Source organism: Pseudomonas sp. YJ42, assembly GCF_047225135.1.
In the GTDB taxonomy this organism is placed as follows: domain Bacteria; phylum Pseudomonadota; class Gammaproteobacteria; order Pseudomonadales; family Pseudomonadaceae; genus Stutzerimonas; species Stutzerimonas stutzeri_E.
The window spans coordinates 278,972-294,246 of the sequence record NZ_CP178378.1; the positions used below are offsets into that span (position 1 = coordinate 278,972).

General features: G+C 61.3%; 17 protein-coding genes. 4 read left to right on the forward strand and 13 right to left on the reverse strand.

Annotation, left to right across the window (positions count from 1 at the left end):
• Positions 1-16: 16 nt before the first annotated feature.
• From ACL0K2_RS01270 to ACL0K2_RS01295, 6 genes are all read right to left on the reverse strand, one after another.
• Positions 17-682, reverse strand: a complete 666-nt coding sequence (locus ACL0K2_RS01270) for a response regulator transcription factor (RefSeq protein ID WP_045161983.1) — start codon at positions 680-682, stop codon at positions 17-19.
• A gap of 395 nt (positions 683-1,077) precedes the next feature.
• On the reverse strand, positions 1,078-1,869 hold the full coding sequence (locus ACL0K2_RS01275) for an ABC transporter permease (RefSeq protein ID WP_045161984.1): 792 nt from the start codon (positions 1,867-1,869) through the stop codon (positions 1,078-1,080).
• A 55-nt stretch (positions 1,870-1,924) separates the two neighbouring features.
• On the reverse strand, positions 1,925-2,653 hold the full coding sequence (locus ACL0K2_RS01280) for an ABC transporter ATP-binding protein (RefSeq protein ID WP_045161985.1): 729 nt from the start codon (positions 2,651-2,653) through the stop codon (positions 1,925-1,927).
• On the reverse strand, positions 2,650-3,621 hold the full coding sequence (locus tag ACL0K2_RS01285; protein WP_413043591.1) for a YVTN family beta-propeller repeat protein: 972 nt from the start codon (positions 3,619-3,621) through the stop codon (positions 2,650-2,652). Before ACL0K2_RS01285 ends, ACL0K2_RS01280 begins: the two co-directional genes overlap by 4 nt.
• A 31-nt stretch (positions 3,622-3,652) precedes the next feature.
• On the reverse strand, positions 3,653-4,138 hold the full coding sequence (locus ACL0K2_RS01290) for a tetratricopeptide repeat protein (protein ID WP_413043592.1): 486 nt from the start codon (positions 4,136-4,138) through the stop codon (positions 3,653-3,655).
• A gap of 3 nt (positions 4,139-4,141) precedes the next feature.
• Entirely contained in the window at positions 4,142-5,335 is a 1,194-nt protein-coding gene (locus ACL0K2_RS01295) for an ABC transporter substrate-binding protein (RefSeq protein ID WP_045161987.1), read from the reverse strand.
• 154 nt (positions 5,336-5,489) lie between these two features.
• On the opposite strand from ACL0K2_RS01295, the gene ACL0K2_RS01300 reads away from it, so the two are divergent.
• The 4 genes from ACL0K2_RS01300 to ACL0K2_RS01315 all read left to right on the forward strand — a co-directional run bounded on the left by ACL0K2_RS01300 (position 5,490) and on the right by ACL0K2_RS01315 (position 8,305).
• The gene (locus tag ACL0K2_RS01300) at positions 5,490-5,927 is read left to right on the forward strand and encodes a copper-binding protein (RefSeq protein WP_045161988.1); all 438 of its coding nucleotides are present in this window, start codon (positions 5,490-5,492) and stop codon (positions 5,925-5,927) included.
• A 39-nt stretch (positions 5,928-5,966) separates the two neighbouring features.
• Positions 5,967-7,232 (forward strand): histidine kinase, encoded by a 1,266-nt coding sequence (locus ACL0K2_RS01305; protein WP_413044418.1) that lies wholly within the window; start codon positions 5,967-5,969, stop codon positions 7,230-7,232.
• Positions 7,232-7,885, forward strand: coding sequence for a response regulator transcription factor (locus ACL0K2_RS01310; RefSeq protein WP_045161991.1), 654 nt, complete (start codon positions 7,232-7,234; stop codon positions 7,883-7,885). Before ACL0K2_RS01305 ends, ACL0K2_RS01310 begins: the two co-directional genes overlap by 1 nt.
• 102 nt (positions 7,886-7,987) lie before the next feature.
• Positions 7,988-8,305 (forward strand): EthD family reductase, encoded by a 318-nt coding sequence (locus ACL0K2_RS01315; protein WP_045161992.1) that lies wholly within the window; start codon positions 7,988-7,990, stop codon positions 8,303-8,305.
• Here the strand turns inward: ACL0K2_RS01315 and ACL0K2_RS01320 are convergent.
• From ACL0K2_RS01320 to exaA, 7 genes are all read right to left on the reverse strand, one after another.
• On the reverse strand, positions 8,299-9,963 hold the full coding sequence (locus ACL0K2_RS01320) for a histidine kinase N-terminal 7TM domain-containing protein (RefSeq protein WP_239609401.1): 1,665 nt from the start codon (positions 9,961-9,963) through the stop codon (positions 8,299-8,301). The two genes, ACL0K2_RS01315 and ACL0K2_RS01320, sit on opposite strands and share 7 nt — an antisense overlap.
• Before the next feature lie 148 nt (positions 9,964-10,111).
• Positions 10,112-10,507 carry a GFA family protein gene (locus tag ACL0K2_RS01325; protein WP_045161993.1) on the reverse strand — a complete coding sequence of 132 codons (396 nt, stop codon included), beginning with the start codon at positions 10,505-10,507 and terminating at the stop codon, positions 10,112-10,114.
• 68 nt (positions 10,508-10,575) lie between these two features.
• Positions 10,576-10,971, reverse strand: coding sequence for a VOC family protein (locus ACL0K2_RS01330; RefSeq protein WP_413043593.1), 396 nt, complete (start codon positions 10,969-10,971; stop codon positions 10,576-10,578).
• Positions 10,972-10,998: 27 nt separating this feature from the next.
• Positions 10,999-11,547, reverse strand: coding sequence for a DUF421 domain-containing protein (locus ACL0K2_RS01335; RefSeq protein ID WP_045161995.1), 549 nt, complete (start codon positions 11,545-11,547; stop codon positions 10,999-11,001).
• 80 nt (positions 11,548-11,627) lie between these two features.
• A complete protein-coding gene (locus tag ACL0K2_RS01340; RefSeq protein ID WP_239609403.1) occupies positions 11,628-12,323 on the reverse strand; it encodes a 3'-5' exonuclease in 696 nt (231 codons plus the stop codon).
• Positions 12,324-12,364: 41 nt separating this feature from the next.
• Positions 12,365-13,015: a pentapeptide repeat-containing protein gene (locus ACL0K2_RS01345; RefSeq protein WP_045161998.1), complete on the reverse strand. Its 651-nt coding sequence runs from the start codon at positions 13,013-13,015 to the stop codon at positions 12,365-12,367.
• Positions 13,016-13,138: 123 nt separating this feature from the next.
• Entirely contained in the window at positions 13,139-14,998 is a 1,860-nt protein-coding gene (gene exaA / locus ACL0K2_RS01350) for a quinoprotein ethanol dehydrogenase (RefSeq protein ID WP_413043594.1), read from the reverse strand.
• Positions 14,999-15,275 lie beyond the last annotated feature (277 nt).

A 15,275-nucleotide genomic window follows, 5' to 3' on the forward strand; every position in this document is an offset into this window, starting at 1 on the left:
GACGTGCTGTTGCCGGTCAGCGACGCAGATAGGCGGTGAAATCGATATCACCCGCCGACAGAATGGCCTGTACGCGGTTGTGCACGTTTAGCTTGCGCAGAATCGCCGAAACGTGGGCCTTGACGGTCGTTTCGGCGATGTCGAGGTTGTAGGCGATCTGTTTGTTCGACTCGCCCTTGGTCATGCGCTCCAGCACCAGCAGTTGCTTGCGTGTCAGCGCCTGCAGAAGCTCGGGTGGGATGCTCTGTTCATTGTGTTGCGCGCGACGGGTGGTGGCCTTCTGACTACGGATGATGTCCGACGGCAGATAGACGTTACCGTTGAGGATCTGCTCGATGGCTTCGGTCATCTGCGCGCGCGGGGAGGATTTGGTGATGAAGCCGCAGGCGCCATAGGTGATGGCCTGCAGCACGACCTGTTTGTCCTGCTCGGCGGAAACGATGACCACCGGAATGGTCGGCGCTTCGTTGCGCAGGTTGATCAAGCCGTTGAGGCCATGCATGCCGGGCATGTTGAGGTCCAGCAGGACCAGATCCAGATCGTCGTTCTCCAAGGTCAGCGCCAGCGCGCTATCAAGATCGGCGGTTTCCAGAATCTCGCTGCCTGGAAAACCGTCCCGGATGACGTTCTGAATGGCCTCGCGAAACAGCGGGTGGTCATCAGCTATCAGTATCTTGTACATGGCCGGTCACCTTATTGTTGTGATTATGCTGGGGTGGATTTTCGTTCTTTGCAGCCTAGCTCGCTCAGCGCCAGGCGGCGCACCGAGGCGGTTTCGATCAGGGAGGGGCGATTGGGTTGCGCATATTCCCAGACCGGCGGAAGGACGCCAACAAAGCGCGCGAGCTGGGGCAGGTGTCGGGACCGTGGCGGAAGCTGCATCGACGAATGACGACGCTTGTACAACGGAAGACATCCTCGGCCGCCCCCTGTGAACGGCGATCAGCCTCAAACCCGGCAGGCTCGGCATTTTCTTCTATTTCCCAGTCCGTCTGTCGACCACATTACAGAGCAATAAGCGTTGTTTTGAAATCCTACAATCGACAGGCAAATCGGTACCAAAGTAGTAAAGCTTCCTCAGGCTGCGCGGCGTAACGCCGCGTGTTGGGGATTGAAGCTGAGCACGGCGAGCAGGCTGAACAGCAGCGTCAGGCCCAGGCAGACCGCCAGCGCCACCGCGTTGAGTCGCTCGTACAGCGCATAGCGCACCAGTTCCACGGCATAGGTGAACGGGTTGGACGAACAGATCCAGTACAGCCATTCATTGGCCTCACGCATTTTCCACAACGGATAAAGCGCCGAGGATAGGAAAAACATCGGGAAGATGACGAAATTCATCACGCCGGCGAAGTTTTCCAGTTGGCGAATGCCATTGGATAGCAACAGCCCCAGCGCACTGAGCAACAGCGCCACTAACAGCAGCGCCGGCAGCGCCGTCAGCAGACCGACAGCCGGCGGCTGCACCCCGTAGAGCCAGGCAATGCCGAGAAAGGCGTACACCTGCAGCAGTGATATCAATGCCGTCGCCACCAGCTTGCTCGCCAGCAGGAAACCGCGTGGCAGGGGGCTGGTGAGCAGCACTCGCATGCTGCCCATCTCGCGGTCGTAGACCATCGACAGCGAGCCCTGCATGCCGTTGAACAGCAGGATCATGCAGGCCAGGCCAGGCACGATGTAGGTCTCGTAGGTGATGTAGGTTTCGTACGGCTCGATGATGGCGATGCCCAGCGCCGCACGGAATCCGGCTGCGAACACCACCAGCCACAGCAGGGGGCGCACCAGGGCACTGAAGAATCGCGAGCGCTGCTGTACGAAGCGCAGCCACTCGCGCCAGACGATGGCACGCAGGCATTCCCAATAGGCGATCACGACCCTGCCTCCAGCTTGCCGTGCGTGGCAGGACGCAGGGTTTTTATTACACGCATCAGACCACCTCCGGGCTACGAGTGAGGCGGTCGAAGGCCTGCTCCAGGCTGCCATCCATGGCAGACAGCGAATCGGCGGGGCCTTGCGCCACGAGCTGGCCGCGGTTGAGGACGATCAGCGCATCGTCGGCCTGTACCTCGTCGAGCAGATGGGTTGTCCAGAGCACGCTCATGCCATCCTCGTGGCAAAGGGTACGTACGTGGTCGTTGAGAGCCCTGCGGCTGATGGGATCGAGCCCGGCGCTGGCTTCGTCGAGTAGCAGCAGACTGGGTTTGTGCAGCAGCGCCCGGGCGATTTCGACGCGCCGGCGGTGACCGCCATTGAGCTCGCGTACCTTGCTCTTGCGCCGTTCGCCGAGCTGCTGACGGTTCAGCTCCAACTCGATGCGGTCGTTCGCCAAACTGCGCGGCAGGCCGTGCAACGCGGCGTGATAACGCAGGTTCTGTTCGACGCTGAGATCAAGGTCCAGAGTGGTCTGCTGAAACACCACGCCCAGGCGTCGCAACGCTTCGCGGGGCTGGTTACGTAGACTGTAGCCGGCCACGCGGATTTCGCCCTGCTGCAGGTCGTAAAGTCGCGTGAGCAATGCGATAAGCGTGGACTTGCCGGCGCCATTGGGGCCGAGCAGTGCGGTGAAGCGGCCCGCTGCAGCACTGAAGTCGATATGCTTCAAGGCTTCCCGAGCACCGTAGGCGAAGCCGACATTCTCCACCTGAAGCGCGGTCATGGCGCGACCACCACGCCCCAGGGGTAACGGCCAACCTTGATCGACTTGACCACTTTGAGCGCGTTCACATCGATGACCGAAACGTCGCCGCTGACACCATTGGTGGCCAGCAGTCGACTCTCGTCGGGAGTGAACGCCATGTGCCAGACACGCCGACCGACCAGCAGGTAGTCGAGTACTTCGAACGTTTTCGCGTCAACCACCGCAATGTGATTGGCCGGACCGAGGGCGACGAAGGCGTACTTGCCGTCGGCGGTGAGTCGGATGCCGACGGGCTGGACCTTGTCGCGATGCACGCCCTTGATCTCGAAGTCGATCGTCTTGATGATCTTTCGCTGATCGACGTCCACGATGGAGACCGTTCCGCCTATCTCCGACGATGCCCAGAGCGTCTTGCTGTCACGGCTGAATTCAACATGGCGCGGGCGCTGGTCGACCAGAGTGTTGTCTATCAAGGTGTTGTTGGTGGTGTCGATCCAATGCAGCATGTTGGTGGTTTCGCTGGTGTTGATCGCCCACTTGCCATCCGGCGACACCGCCATGCCCTCGGGCTCCACCCCCACGTCGATCTGGGCCAGCACTTGTTCGTTGTCCACGTCCACCACGGTCACCAGCGCATCGTCCTCATTGGAGATGTACAACCATTTGTTGTTGGGGTGCAGCGCGAACTGTTCCGGGTCCGCGCCGGAGGGCAGCTGTTTGATGATCCCGCGCGTCGCCAGATCCATGACCTGAACCGTGTCCGAGTCGCTGGCGCAGATGTAGAGCAGCTTGTTGTCGTGCGACAGCGTGAGGCCTCGTGGGCGCTGGCCCACCTCCAGCGTCTCCACTCTTTCGAGCGTGTCCAGGTCGATCACGCTGATGGTGTCGTCCTTCTCGTTGGAAACATAGGCGGTGGCCGCCAGCGCGGAAGCGTTGGTCCAGGCGAGCCCGCAGGCAATGGCAGTGGCTAGGAGCGTTCGATTCATTTGTAGGATCTCGTTCTTGTTGTAGGGCGCGTTAGCGTCTAGGGGCAGCGGGGTTATCCAGTCGCAACAGGTATTCGTCGGCTTCGGTCTGTCCGTCGTTCGAGGCGCGCAGTAGCCAGCGCCGTGCGGCTGCCTTGTCAATTGCGACGCCGCGGCCTTCAGTGAGCGCAACGCCCCAGTGGTAGCGCGCCAAACTGACGTAGGCCGCGGAGTCCGGTTGCTCTGCGCCGCGTTTGATGAGGGCGGCGGCTTTTTCCAGGTTCAATGGCACACCGACGCCGGACTCGTACATCTGCGCCAACCAGATCAATGAGTAGACGTCGTTCCAGCGATGTATGCAGTCCTCGAAGATCTTCAGCGCCGAGGCGTGATCGCCGGTTTTCTGCGCCGCGTAGCCGTAGAGGCACTTGATTCGCTTGTCGCTATCGACGTAAGACTCGTAGCTCAGGTCGCTGGTCTGGCCAAAGGCGGCAGGGGCTATCAGGGCCAGCGCCACGCGGGTTAGGTTGGCTAGCACTGGTCACCGCTCCTTGTCGCTCAATCGGCACTGGCTTTCGGGCCGATCGAAGCCCAGCGTGTCGAGCTCGCTGGTGGGGTGCAGGAAGCCTTCCTGAGGTGAGTTGGAGACCAAACCGCGCGGATGGATAAGCGCAATTGGCTGGCGCAGTTGACCGCTCCAGGGCCGGAAGGTCAGCTTGCGACCTTTGAACCCATCCACCGGCACCGTTTCGCCAAGGGAGAGTTGGTGAATGGCGGCTGGGTCAGTGTTACCCAGCCGGGTGATCGCGGTGGCGAGGCTGCGCACACCGATCCAGGCAGCAAAGTCGCGGTCGTTCATCCAGCGGCTGGCGAGTGCCTCGAAGCGCTTCTGCAACTGAGCGGCGCCGTACGTCTCCACCGTCTTGTGCCAGCCGGTTGCAATCAGCCCCTGCGTGCCGACCACCGGCCGCGGCAACCAGGTCTGGTAGGGTACGTATTCTCCAAAGTCGCCTCGCTCGTCGGCCACCACCACCACGTCGTAGTCGTCGGCCTGCGTGAACAGCGGCATTTCAGCCTGGGCGCTGCGGCGCTGGTCGTTGTCGAAGGTCCAGGGCTTCTCGAGAATGATCTTGTGGCCGAAACGCTTGGCCGCGCGGCGCATGGCGGTGGCAAACGCCTGGTCCTCGGCGGTCGGGCCGACGATCAGCAGCCAGCGGTTCCAGCGGCGTACGGCAAGAAACTGACCGAGCGCGTCGGCGAGCATGCTACGGCTAGGCAGGGTGTGTAGCACGTTGGCCAGACAGATCGTTGTGCGCAGATCGTCACTGGCGCTGCCGGCGTTGATCAGCAGGCTGTCCGGCAAGGCTTCGGCGAGCTGCTGCAGGCTTGCATCCGGTGCGTTGACGACGAACAGCCTTAGCCCGTCATCACGCAACTTGCGCGCCTCGTCGAGCAAGTGCTCAGGCGAATCACTGTTGCGCGCGGTCAGTTGATAGCGATGGCCGAGAAAGCGCCCGGTGGTGTTGCTGTCGATGATCGCCAGTTCCGCGCCGCGCTGCCCGGCATCCGCCGGTTCAGGAATGACATTCGAAAGCAGCGGACCCGGGTCCGGGCGGTAACCCAGATAGGCGATCCGCACATCGAGCGCGTCGGCAGCGATCGCAGCGGAACTCGCCAGCGCGGCGCAGCAACTCAGTGCCAACAGGCAACCGGCGCGTAGCAAAGGATGGGGCATGGGCGACTCCTATGGCGTTGCGGCCAGCATAGGAACCTGGGACAGGCGGGGGAATATGCAGAAAGTACCAGTCGTTGTGTACCAAGGTAGTAGCCTGGCCGCTGGCGATGCGTTCTAGCATGACGCTCGTCGACAATAAAAAGAGAAGCCTTCCATGACGCCTTGCAGAGCACTGATCCTCAATATGTTGTTAATCGGCAGTCTTATCGGTTTCGATCAGGTTCATGCCGCCGGCGACCTGACCCTGCGCCCACAGGCGTTGCCTGATCTGAGTTTCGGTTCCGACGAAAGCGATTACGCCGTCTCGCAAAAGACGTATCAGCTGGAAACCGGAGTCGCCTACCAGCTCAAGGTAATCGCCGATGGCCAGAAGGCCTGTGCGTTCCAGGCACCGGAATTCGCTCGTTCGATTTTCCTACGCAAGGTCGAGGCCGGCGGCGTCGAGATCAAGGCAATCACCCTGGTCGAACTGGAGTTTGAAGAAGCCGGAGAAGCCGAGCTTTTCTTCGTGCCAGTCAAGCCCGGTAGCTTTCCGTTCTATTGCGAGGGGTTGCAGAACAAAGGCATGGAAGGTGCGTTCGTGGTCAAGTAAGGCGTAGGCCTTATGAACCTCCGGCCCGAGACGATGCAGATGTCGGCGCTTTGGCGAATCAGCCTCTTGGTCTCGCTATTTTTCGGCCTTGTGGCGGCTGTCTGTATGGCCGTTCTGTTGCGTCAGGCCAGTCATGATGTCGAACGAGAGTTGAATGCTGCGGCCGCGATTCTTCGTTATCTCAAGGAGGTTGCGGAGCGCGACCCGTCCGACCTGCAACCCGATCTGACCCGTCACTTGCGCCACGTACAGGTGCACTGGCTGGACAGCGATGTTATCCATGCGCCGCGGCTGGCAGAGCGGCGTAGCTGGCTCGAAGCGGCGCTGTATCCGAACGCGCTCCCGGAACCGCTGATCGTGCGTTTGCCCGATGGCCGGGCACTGCGACTGAGTGTCGACCCGCGGGATGAAATCGAGGAAGTACGCGATTCCTTGCGCCAGCTGCTGGTGCTGTTCGGCATCGCGCTTGGGTTGAGCCTTCTGGCGATCCGCTGGGCCGTTCGACCGGCTTCGGAGGTGTTGCGCCAGTTGTTGGCCGCCTTCGGTCGTGTCTCGCACGGTCAGCTGGATACGCGTCTGCAGCTTCACTCGATGCTCGAAGCCCGGCAATTGGCCGGGCATTTCAACCATATGGTCAGCTCGCTGGAACACGTCCGGCGGGACAATGACGAGCTGACCCGCTCATTGCTGGCACTGCAGGAACGTGAACGGACCCAGCTCGCTCAGGCACTGCATGATGATCTGGGCCAGTACCTGGCCGGCATCCGTGCCCAGGCGTGCCTGCTGCAAGCGATCAATGACCAACCACAGCTGGTCAGCAGCACCGCACGCTGCCTCGATGAACATTGCGAGCAACTGCAGAACGGATTCCGGCGGCTGACCCGTGAACTCTACCCAGTGATGCTCGATCATCTGGAGTTGCCCGAGGCCATATGCCTACTGACCGAACAGTGGCAGAGCGCGCAAGGTGTCGAGCTGCATCTGCGAGTGGACAGGCGCCTTCCTAGCCTGCCGCTGACGGTCAAGGAACATCTGTATCGCCTGCTTCAGGAGTCACTGACCAACGTAGCCAAGCATGCCAGCGCCAGCTTTGTGTGTGTGCGGCTGCGCCTGAGCGGACAGAGGTTAAGGCTGCTGGTCCGTGACAACGGCGTCGGCAACCACGAAGGGCGGCAGCCGGGCATAGGCCTGCGCTCGATGCAAGAGCGGGCTCGCGCACTGGGTGGATTCCTGATTGCCGCCCATTGCAGAGGTAACGGCTGGATCGTCTATCTCGACGTTCCATACAAGGAGTCCTCGGTCTGATGAAGATACTGCTCGTCGATGATCACGCAGTGGTGCGACAAGGTTACGCCGCACTGCTGCGTGTGCTGTTGCCCGAGGCGCAGGTGATCGAAGCCTGCGACGGTGAGCAAGCGCTGCTCAAAGCATATGACTCCCCACCCAGCCTGGTGATTATGGATGTCGGGTTGCCGGGCATCAGTGGCGTAGAGACCACCCGACGATTGCTGCAGCGCTTGCCGCAACTGCGGGTGCTGTTTTTCAGCATGCACGATGAGCTGCCATTGGTGCGCCAAGCGCTGGACGCAGGTGCTGTTGGCTACATCACCAAAAACTCGTCGCCTGAGGTGCTGGTGGACGCGGTACGGCGTACCTTGGCCGGCTATGCCTATATCGAGCAACCCCTGGCAACCCAGTTGGCGCGCAATCCAGCCGCCGCAAACGCTCAGGACCCACGCCTGCAAGCGATGACTCAGCGAGAGTTCGAAATCTTCGTGATGCTTGCCAAGGGCACTCCGTCCCGGTTGATCGCCGAGCGACTGTGCATCAGCGGTAAGACTGTTTCCAACTACTTGACCTTGCTCAAAAGCAAGCTGCAGGTTAGCTCCCACGCCGAGCTGGTTCACCTGGCTATCGATACCGGTGTTCTGCGGGTTGGCGACCGAGCCGCCGGCTAGGCGACAACCCGCAGAACACCGGCATGGTTGTCAGAAGGGCGCTCGTGCCATAGTCGCAATCTCAGTCATCGCGGGAAGGCCCGCAATCGAGGAGTTGTTGCAATGATTAAAGTCAGCGTGATGTACCCCAACACCCCCGGTGCGCGATTCGATCACGACTACTACCGCGACACCCATCTACCGTTGCTCAAGGCCCGCATGGGCGATGCGTGCCTGTACTACACGATCGACAAGGCGCTATCTGCAGGTGCGTCCGCCATACCGGCGCCCTATATCGCGATGTGCCACATATTCTGCGAATCATTGGAAGCCTTTCAGGCTGGAATCGGCCCGCATGCCGAGGAGATCGTCGCCGATATCGCCAACTACACCGATCTGACACCGGTCAGGCAGATCAGTGAAGTGGTGGTCGGTCACTGAGCCCCGTGCCGGGCCTCCAGGCAAGCGGTCGCAACGCGATTGCGCCCGCGCTCCTTGGCACGATAAAGCTGGATGTCAGCGAGCTGCATCAGGCTGTCCAGGTCGCTGGCCTGTGACGGATAATGCGCCAGGCCGACCGACATAGTCAGTTGCAGAGTGCCTGCGCGTGTCTGCAATGACAGCGCGGCGAATTGCTGGCAGAGCAGGGTCAGCTTCTCCAGTGCTTCTTCAGGCTGGCTGCGGGGCAGCACCAGAAGAAACTCCTCCCCACCGACGCGAAAGACCGCGTCGGTCGCGCGCAAAGCACCAAGCAGAAAGCTAGCAACGCCCTTGAGCGTATCGTCACCGGCGGCATGACCGTGGGTGTCGTTCAAACGCTTGAAGTGATCGAGGTCGACCATCGCCAAGGCGATCGGGGTAGCGTCACGCTGAGCACGCGCAAGCTCCTGGGCGAAGAAATCCTGCAGATGGCGCCTGTTGAACAATCCGGTTAGCGGGTCGCGCAGCGCCTGGTTGCGTAGCGTCTCGTGCAGGCCGGAGATGGTTTCCAGCTGCTGTTCGCTAAGCGCCAGGGCCTCGGCCAGTTGCGACTGGCTGCGTTGGAATTCGGTGACATCGCGCAGGTAGAGCATCTGCCCGAGCACGACTGTTCCTTCACTCGAAACCCGGGAAATCTCACGCACACGTACCTCGAAGTACTGGCGAGCAGCGATGCTCAGCAGCTGCGGCGCGTGGCCAGCCTCTGCCTGGTGTAGCATGCCGTCCAGCTCTGCGCCGATCAGCGGCCAATCGACCAGCGCGCTACCTTGCCAATCGCGCTCCAGGTTAACCAGCCTGAGTCCGGCAGGATTCACCTCGATCACCCGGCGCTGCGGATCGATCACCAATACCGGGTCGATCAAGGCGTCGAGCAGCAGGTGGCGTGCCACCGGCAGCAGATCGAACAGCCGCAAGCCGCTGATCAGCCAGCCGAAGCCGATGAGGGCGATCGCAAAGCTGAACGGCGTCGGGTCGAAGCCGAACAGCGCCCAGCCGAAGGCGACGTAGCCGATATTGGCTAACCAGGGCGTAGTCGTCAGAACCAGGAAAACCACATAGTGCCATCGGTGCAAGCCCTTGCTCTGCGCGGCCGCGCGCAGCGTGATAGCGATGCAGAAGAGCATGAACGGATAACCATAGGCGGCGGCCAGATAGAACAGCGGGCCGTGCCGGTAGACGATCGGCGCACCGGGGTCGGAAGAGATAGGTGCACTGTCGACGCCATAGAACTGCCCGTGCCAGGGGTTGCTCAGCGACATCAACCAGAACACCACCGGCATCACCGACCAGGCGACAATCGACATGGGTCGGAGGCGGGTATGGATGTTGTTGGCGTACTGCCAGAGAAACAATGCCCAGAAGGTGGGCACACCGAGAATCGCGGGCCAGGCCATGCTCGCCCAGAACATTTTGCAGTCCGGCTGCTGGGCGCTCATCTCGAGCGCTGCAGCGCCTAGCCACCAGAGGATCGCCATGTGCAGCCAGGCAAAGGCTGCGCTACCGGCGAATCTACGCTGATGCACGACCCAGCGCGCCAACAGCGTGACGCCCAAGCCTACCAGCACGGTCATCAGTACGGGGGCTGAAACACTCCAACCTGAATTCAAGCAGGCGAACATCGGGCCGTCCTCTGGCAAATCGATACCCGGCATAGGGTTCGCGAAATTCAAGCGAGGACGATACCTGATGCGCTGCAGCGAGTAGTAGCGAAATGGTGGCGTTTCGCTTTCTTGTCGTTCGCCGCCATGGGTGCAGGCGCCGCAGTGGCTACATCTGGTCGTGGCAGGGCAGGTCGTCGGTGATATCGAACCAGGGTGCCTTGTTCGCGACGTATACGTTCCGGGTGGGTTTCACACCCGGGTCGGTATCCAGCGTTCCCAGTGGAAAGCCAAGCACTTCGGGATACTCATCGAAACGAGTGAACAGGCTCGAGCCGCACTCCGAACAGAAGGCCTTGTGCTCACCCGGCGACGACTCGTAGAACTTGATCGACTCGGCGCCACTCAGCGTCTTCCAGTCACGGCTGGCCACGCGCGCGCGGGTGCGGAACGCCGCGGCATGCAACTTGCGGCACATGCTGCAATGGCAGTTAAGGACGTCGGTCAGCGGTCCGTTGATTTCGTATGTCACGCGCTTGCACAAACAGCTGCCCCGCTGGGTCATGGTCGTTGTCCTTGAGCGATGATGGAGCGGGCGAGTGTAGCTGGGGATATGGTCGGTGAGCCACGCTGTCATTCATACGGCTCGCCGGGAAACTGGATCAGGCACAAACCATTGCCGAAGGGGTCGCTCAGCGTCACCAGCTCGCCCCAAGGGAAGTCACGGATGGGCGTTTCCTGGTGCGCTCCCGCGGCGACCGCTTGCTCACATGCCGTGGCGATGCCGTCCACGACAAAATCCAGATGGACTGGCGTCCAGGGCCGTCCATAGTCGCGTATGGCCTGCTGGCTGGCGGTAGCGGCCTCGCCTTCGGCATGTTCGATCAGGTAAAGCCGGCAGCAGGTACCGAGCATCTCGGCCACCGTTCCCTCGAACAGCGTGCGCGCGTGCTGTAGGCCGAGCGCGTCATGATAGAAACTGACGGCGCGATCCAGGTCGGCGACGTCGATGTTTACCAGAACCTGCATATTTCCTCCTCGTGCTTGCACTTGGATCTAGGCCGGTCCGATCTCGACCTCGCGCGGGCCGGGCGCCATGACGTCGGACAGGCTGGAACGATTGTCGCCGGAGCCAGCCATCATCACGCTGAAGCTGCCGTCGGTTTCCAACACCACAGCTTCAACCTCACCTATTGCGGCGAAACCGCTGGAACGGATGGCCGAGCGGATCTCATCCTCCGTCACGCGTGCGGCGCGCATCGCACCACTCAGCATCTGCCCCTGGTAAAACAGCAACGCCGGCTCGCCGGTCACCAGTTTGCGGACCCAGCCGGCACGGACGCTCGACCAGGTCACCAGGTACTGGAGACCGATCAGCAAGGCCAGAGCCAACGTGCCTTGCGCCAGAGATACGTTGCGGTTCAGCAGAATGGTGGCGAAGGTGGAGCCCAGCGCCACCGTGACCACCAGGTCGAAGGCGTTCATCTTCGATAGCGTGCGCCTGCCGGAAATACGTAGCAGGACGATCAGGTTGATATAGGCCAATACCCCGATTACCAGGGTTCGAAACAGGGTCGACCAACCGCTGAAAAACATACCTTCCACATCTACCTCCGTTAGGACTGTCACAAGTAGACGTCAGGAGCAGCAGCGGGTTGCACGCCCACTTCAGGCAGAGTGCTTGCTCAACTGGTCTCCAGCGGCCGAGTCACGGGAACCAAGCACGATGTGTTCGATTGCATCTCCAGCGCGAGAAACACCATCAGCGCCGCATAAGCATCGTTGGCGGCGTAGCGCTGCTGCGCGCAGGACAAATTGTTGTTCGCCCAGTTGGAGGTAGATACGCTTCGTGACTTGCTGATGCCGACGCCCAGCACTGCCGCTACGGCGCCGCGAAGCCCGACCTGGCCTTTCTTGCCCTGATAGCGCAATGTCGAGCCGAGATCCAGGCTGTGCCGCAGTTCGATCCCAAGCCGGGTGCGCAAACGACTGCGGTCGGACGCGAGGCCGAAGCCGATCTTCAACACCTGCTCCGCTTCCAAGACCTGCCTGGCGGCTTCGACCGCACCTGGCGTGCCCACTTGGAACAGATAAGCTTTTTGCGGTGTAGCGAACTGAATGAGGTGCGGCCCGCTGGAAATCTCACCCACCTTGAACGTGGGCTTTGACTCCGTATCGAAACCGATTTTCGAATGGCAGAGGATCTCCTCGACTGCCTGGCGAAACGCCTCGGGTGTTGCCGGGGTGACGATACGATCCAAGGCAAGGCCCTCGAAGCGGGGCAGGCTGTCGAACTGGGTGATTTGGGGGATGCGGATGATGACGGGAACTCCACTTAAAAAAGCTGCTAATCCGCACAGCGAAAGCGGCGTGCGTTGCATTCATTAAAGCTCAAGCAGCGGTCATCATTACCGCGATCCAATCACTTCTCCCAGTTGGTCGGACAATCGAGACAGCCCGCCATATGGGTGCCTTGGAAAGTGGCGTAGTGGCGACGTGCTCCGGTCAGGGTCGCATTCGCGAGATTGGCGTCGTTAAGCTTGCCCTCCTGCAGGTTGGCATCGGTCAGATCAGCGTGATCGAGATCGGCTTTGCTCAGCCAGGCCATCTCCAGGTTGGCTGCGGTAAGGTTCGCGCCATGCATTTTCGCTCCGCTCAAGCGCGCAAATTCCAGGTTCGCCGCGGTCAGGTTAGCGCCGTCGAAGCGCGCGGCCTGGGCGAACAGCCCCCAGCCCTGAACGGCGACCAACTGGGCATCGGTCAGGATCGACAGGCGCAGGTTGGCTTGTTGCAGGCTGGCGCGGGTGAGGGTGGCACCGGTCAGGTTGGCTTTTTCCAGGTTGGCCAGATCGAGGTTGGCATGGCGCAAGTTGGCACCGGTGAGATCGGCCCCCGCCAGATCCATCTTGCGCATGTCCTGATTGCTCAGATCGGCACCGCGCAGATCGACACGGGGACATTTGCTCTCTGGCTGGATGACACAACCGTTGATGAGCGGCGGCTGCTCGTCGTCAGCCTGCAGCGGTGCGCTGGCGAGCAGCGCGGTGAGTAGTAAAAAGCGGGACAGGTCCATGGTGGCTCCGAAATCATCGAGGGAAACGCGCAGCCATCTATCGCGATGGCCAGGGCGATGGCGGGGCGCCGTGAGAGCGCCAACCCTGCTGACGCACCGTCATCGTTATAGCGGATGGCTGGGTCAGCGCCGAGCGGTCTGGTTTTCCCACTTAGGCATACGGAAGACCCAGAACGAGCCACCCTGGGCGACCGGCTTGGTCAGCACAGCCATGTCACCGCCCCATAACGGCACCGCACCGCCGTAGCCGACTGTCACGCCGATGAACTGCTCGCCGTCCTGCTCCCAAGTGATCGGCGGCGCGATGATTCCGCTGCCGGTCTGGAATTTCCAGAGCTCCTCCCCGGTCTTCGCGTTGAAGGCCTTCAGGTAGCCGTCACCCGTGCCGGTGAACACCAGGTTGCCCTTGGTGGCGAGGACGCCGGCCCAGAGCGGCAGTGGTTCTTTGTGCTCCCAGGCGACCTTGCCGGTGGCGGGGTCCATGGCCCGCAGAATGCCGACGTGATCGTCGTACATGCGCTTGATCCGGAAACCCTGGCCGAGATAGGCGTTGCCCTTCTTGTAGCTGACTTCCTCGGTCCAGTAGTCCTCTTTCCAGTGATTGGCGGGAACGTAGAACAGGCCGGTGTCCTGGCTGTAGGCCATGGGATTCCAGTTCTTGCCACCAAGGAAGGGCGGTGAAACCTCTACCGATTTGCCGTGCGCCTCGCCGGGTTCCGGCTTTGGTGGGCGCTGACCTTCGTTCTCCACCGGCCGGCCAGTCTTGAGGTCGATGTGGCTGGCCCAGGTGATGTTGTCCACGAAGGGGAAGGCATTCTGCAGCTTACCGTCCTGGCGATTGACTACGTAGAAAAAGCCATTGCGGTCGGCGTGAGCGGTCGCCTTGATGGTTTTTCCCTCCTTGTTCTTGTAGTCGAACAAGACGAGTTCATTGTTGCCGGAGAAGTCCCAGGCATCGTTCGGCGTGTGCTGGTAGAACCACTGCACTTCACCGGTGCTGGCATCGACACCGACCTGCCCGGAGGTATAAAGGCTGTCATAGTCCTTCGGTTCGCCGCCATCGGCAGTGCGCGCCCATCCGTTCCAGGGTGCCGGGTTGCCCGCACCGACGATGATGGTGTTGGTTTCGGCATCGAAGCTCGCGCTCTGCCAAGGCGCGCCGCCACCCTGGCTCCAGGCTTCTTTCTTGCCGGTGGGCGAGTTGGGGTCATCGGGCCAGGAGGGTGCCTTGATGTCCCCGGTCGGGGTGCTGTCTTTGCCGTTGAGACGGCCCACGTGGCCTTCGACGAAGGGGCGCATCCAGACTTCCTCGCCGGTGTCCGGGTCGCGCGCGAACAGTTTGCCGACGACGCCGAACTCATCACCGGAGCTGCCATGAATCAGCAGGACCTTGCCGCTTTTCTGGTCCTTGATCAGCGTCGGCGCGCCGGTCATGGTGTAGCCCGCCCCGTGATCGCCGAACTTCTTCTTCCAGACGACCTTGCCGGTGTCCTTGTTCAACGCGACCACCTGCGCATCGAGTGTTCCGAAGTAGATCTTGTCGCCGAAGATGGCCGCTCCGCGATTGACCACGTCGCAGCACGGGCGGATATCGGCCGGCAGCCGATGCGCGTAGCTCCAGAGGCGCTTGCCGGTGCGTGCGTCGAGCGCAAAGACCCGCGAGTAGGAGCCGGTCACGTAGATGACACCGTCATGCACGATGGCCTGGGATTCTTGGCCCCGCTGCTTCTCGTCACCGAAGGAAAACGACCAAGCGGGTGTCAGCTTGAAGACGTTTTCGTCGTTCACCTGGGCCAGCGGGCTCCAGCGCTGGGCATTGGTGCCCATGCCGTACTGCAGTACGTTGCCGGTCGAAAGGTGGTCGTTGGCGATGTCTTCCCACGTCACGTTCTTGGCATATGACATACCCGTGGATGTGAGGCTGGCAGCCAGCACGGCAATGGCGAGAGGGCGTCTGCTGCCCAGGGTTGCTCTTGTTGTCATGGTTGGTTTCCCTTGGTCGATTCGAACGAGGCCGGGCGCTGCGCTCACGATGCGGTTGCGTGCGGTGAGCGACCGGCCAGGCGAATCGATTATTGGAAGGCGGCCTCGGCGGCTGATACGGAAAAGCTCCCGCTGATTCAGGGAAAATTTCCCAATCAGCCTGTGTTTTCGAGCCGCTACATCGGTGTTGCGCGAAGGCGTCAAGAGGCCCTACTACCAAGGGAGTAGGCGCAGGCAACCAAAGCACCATTCTGCCGTTGAGGCTCAAACTCCAAGA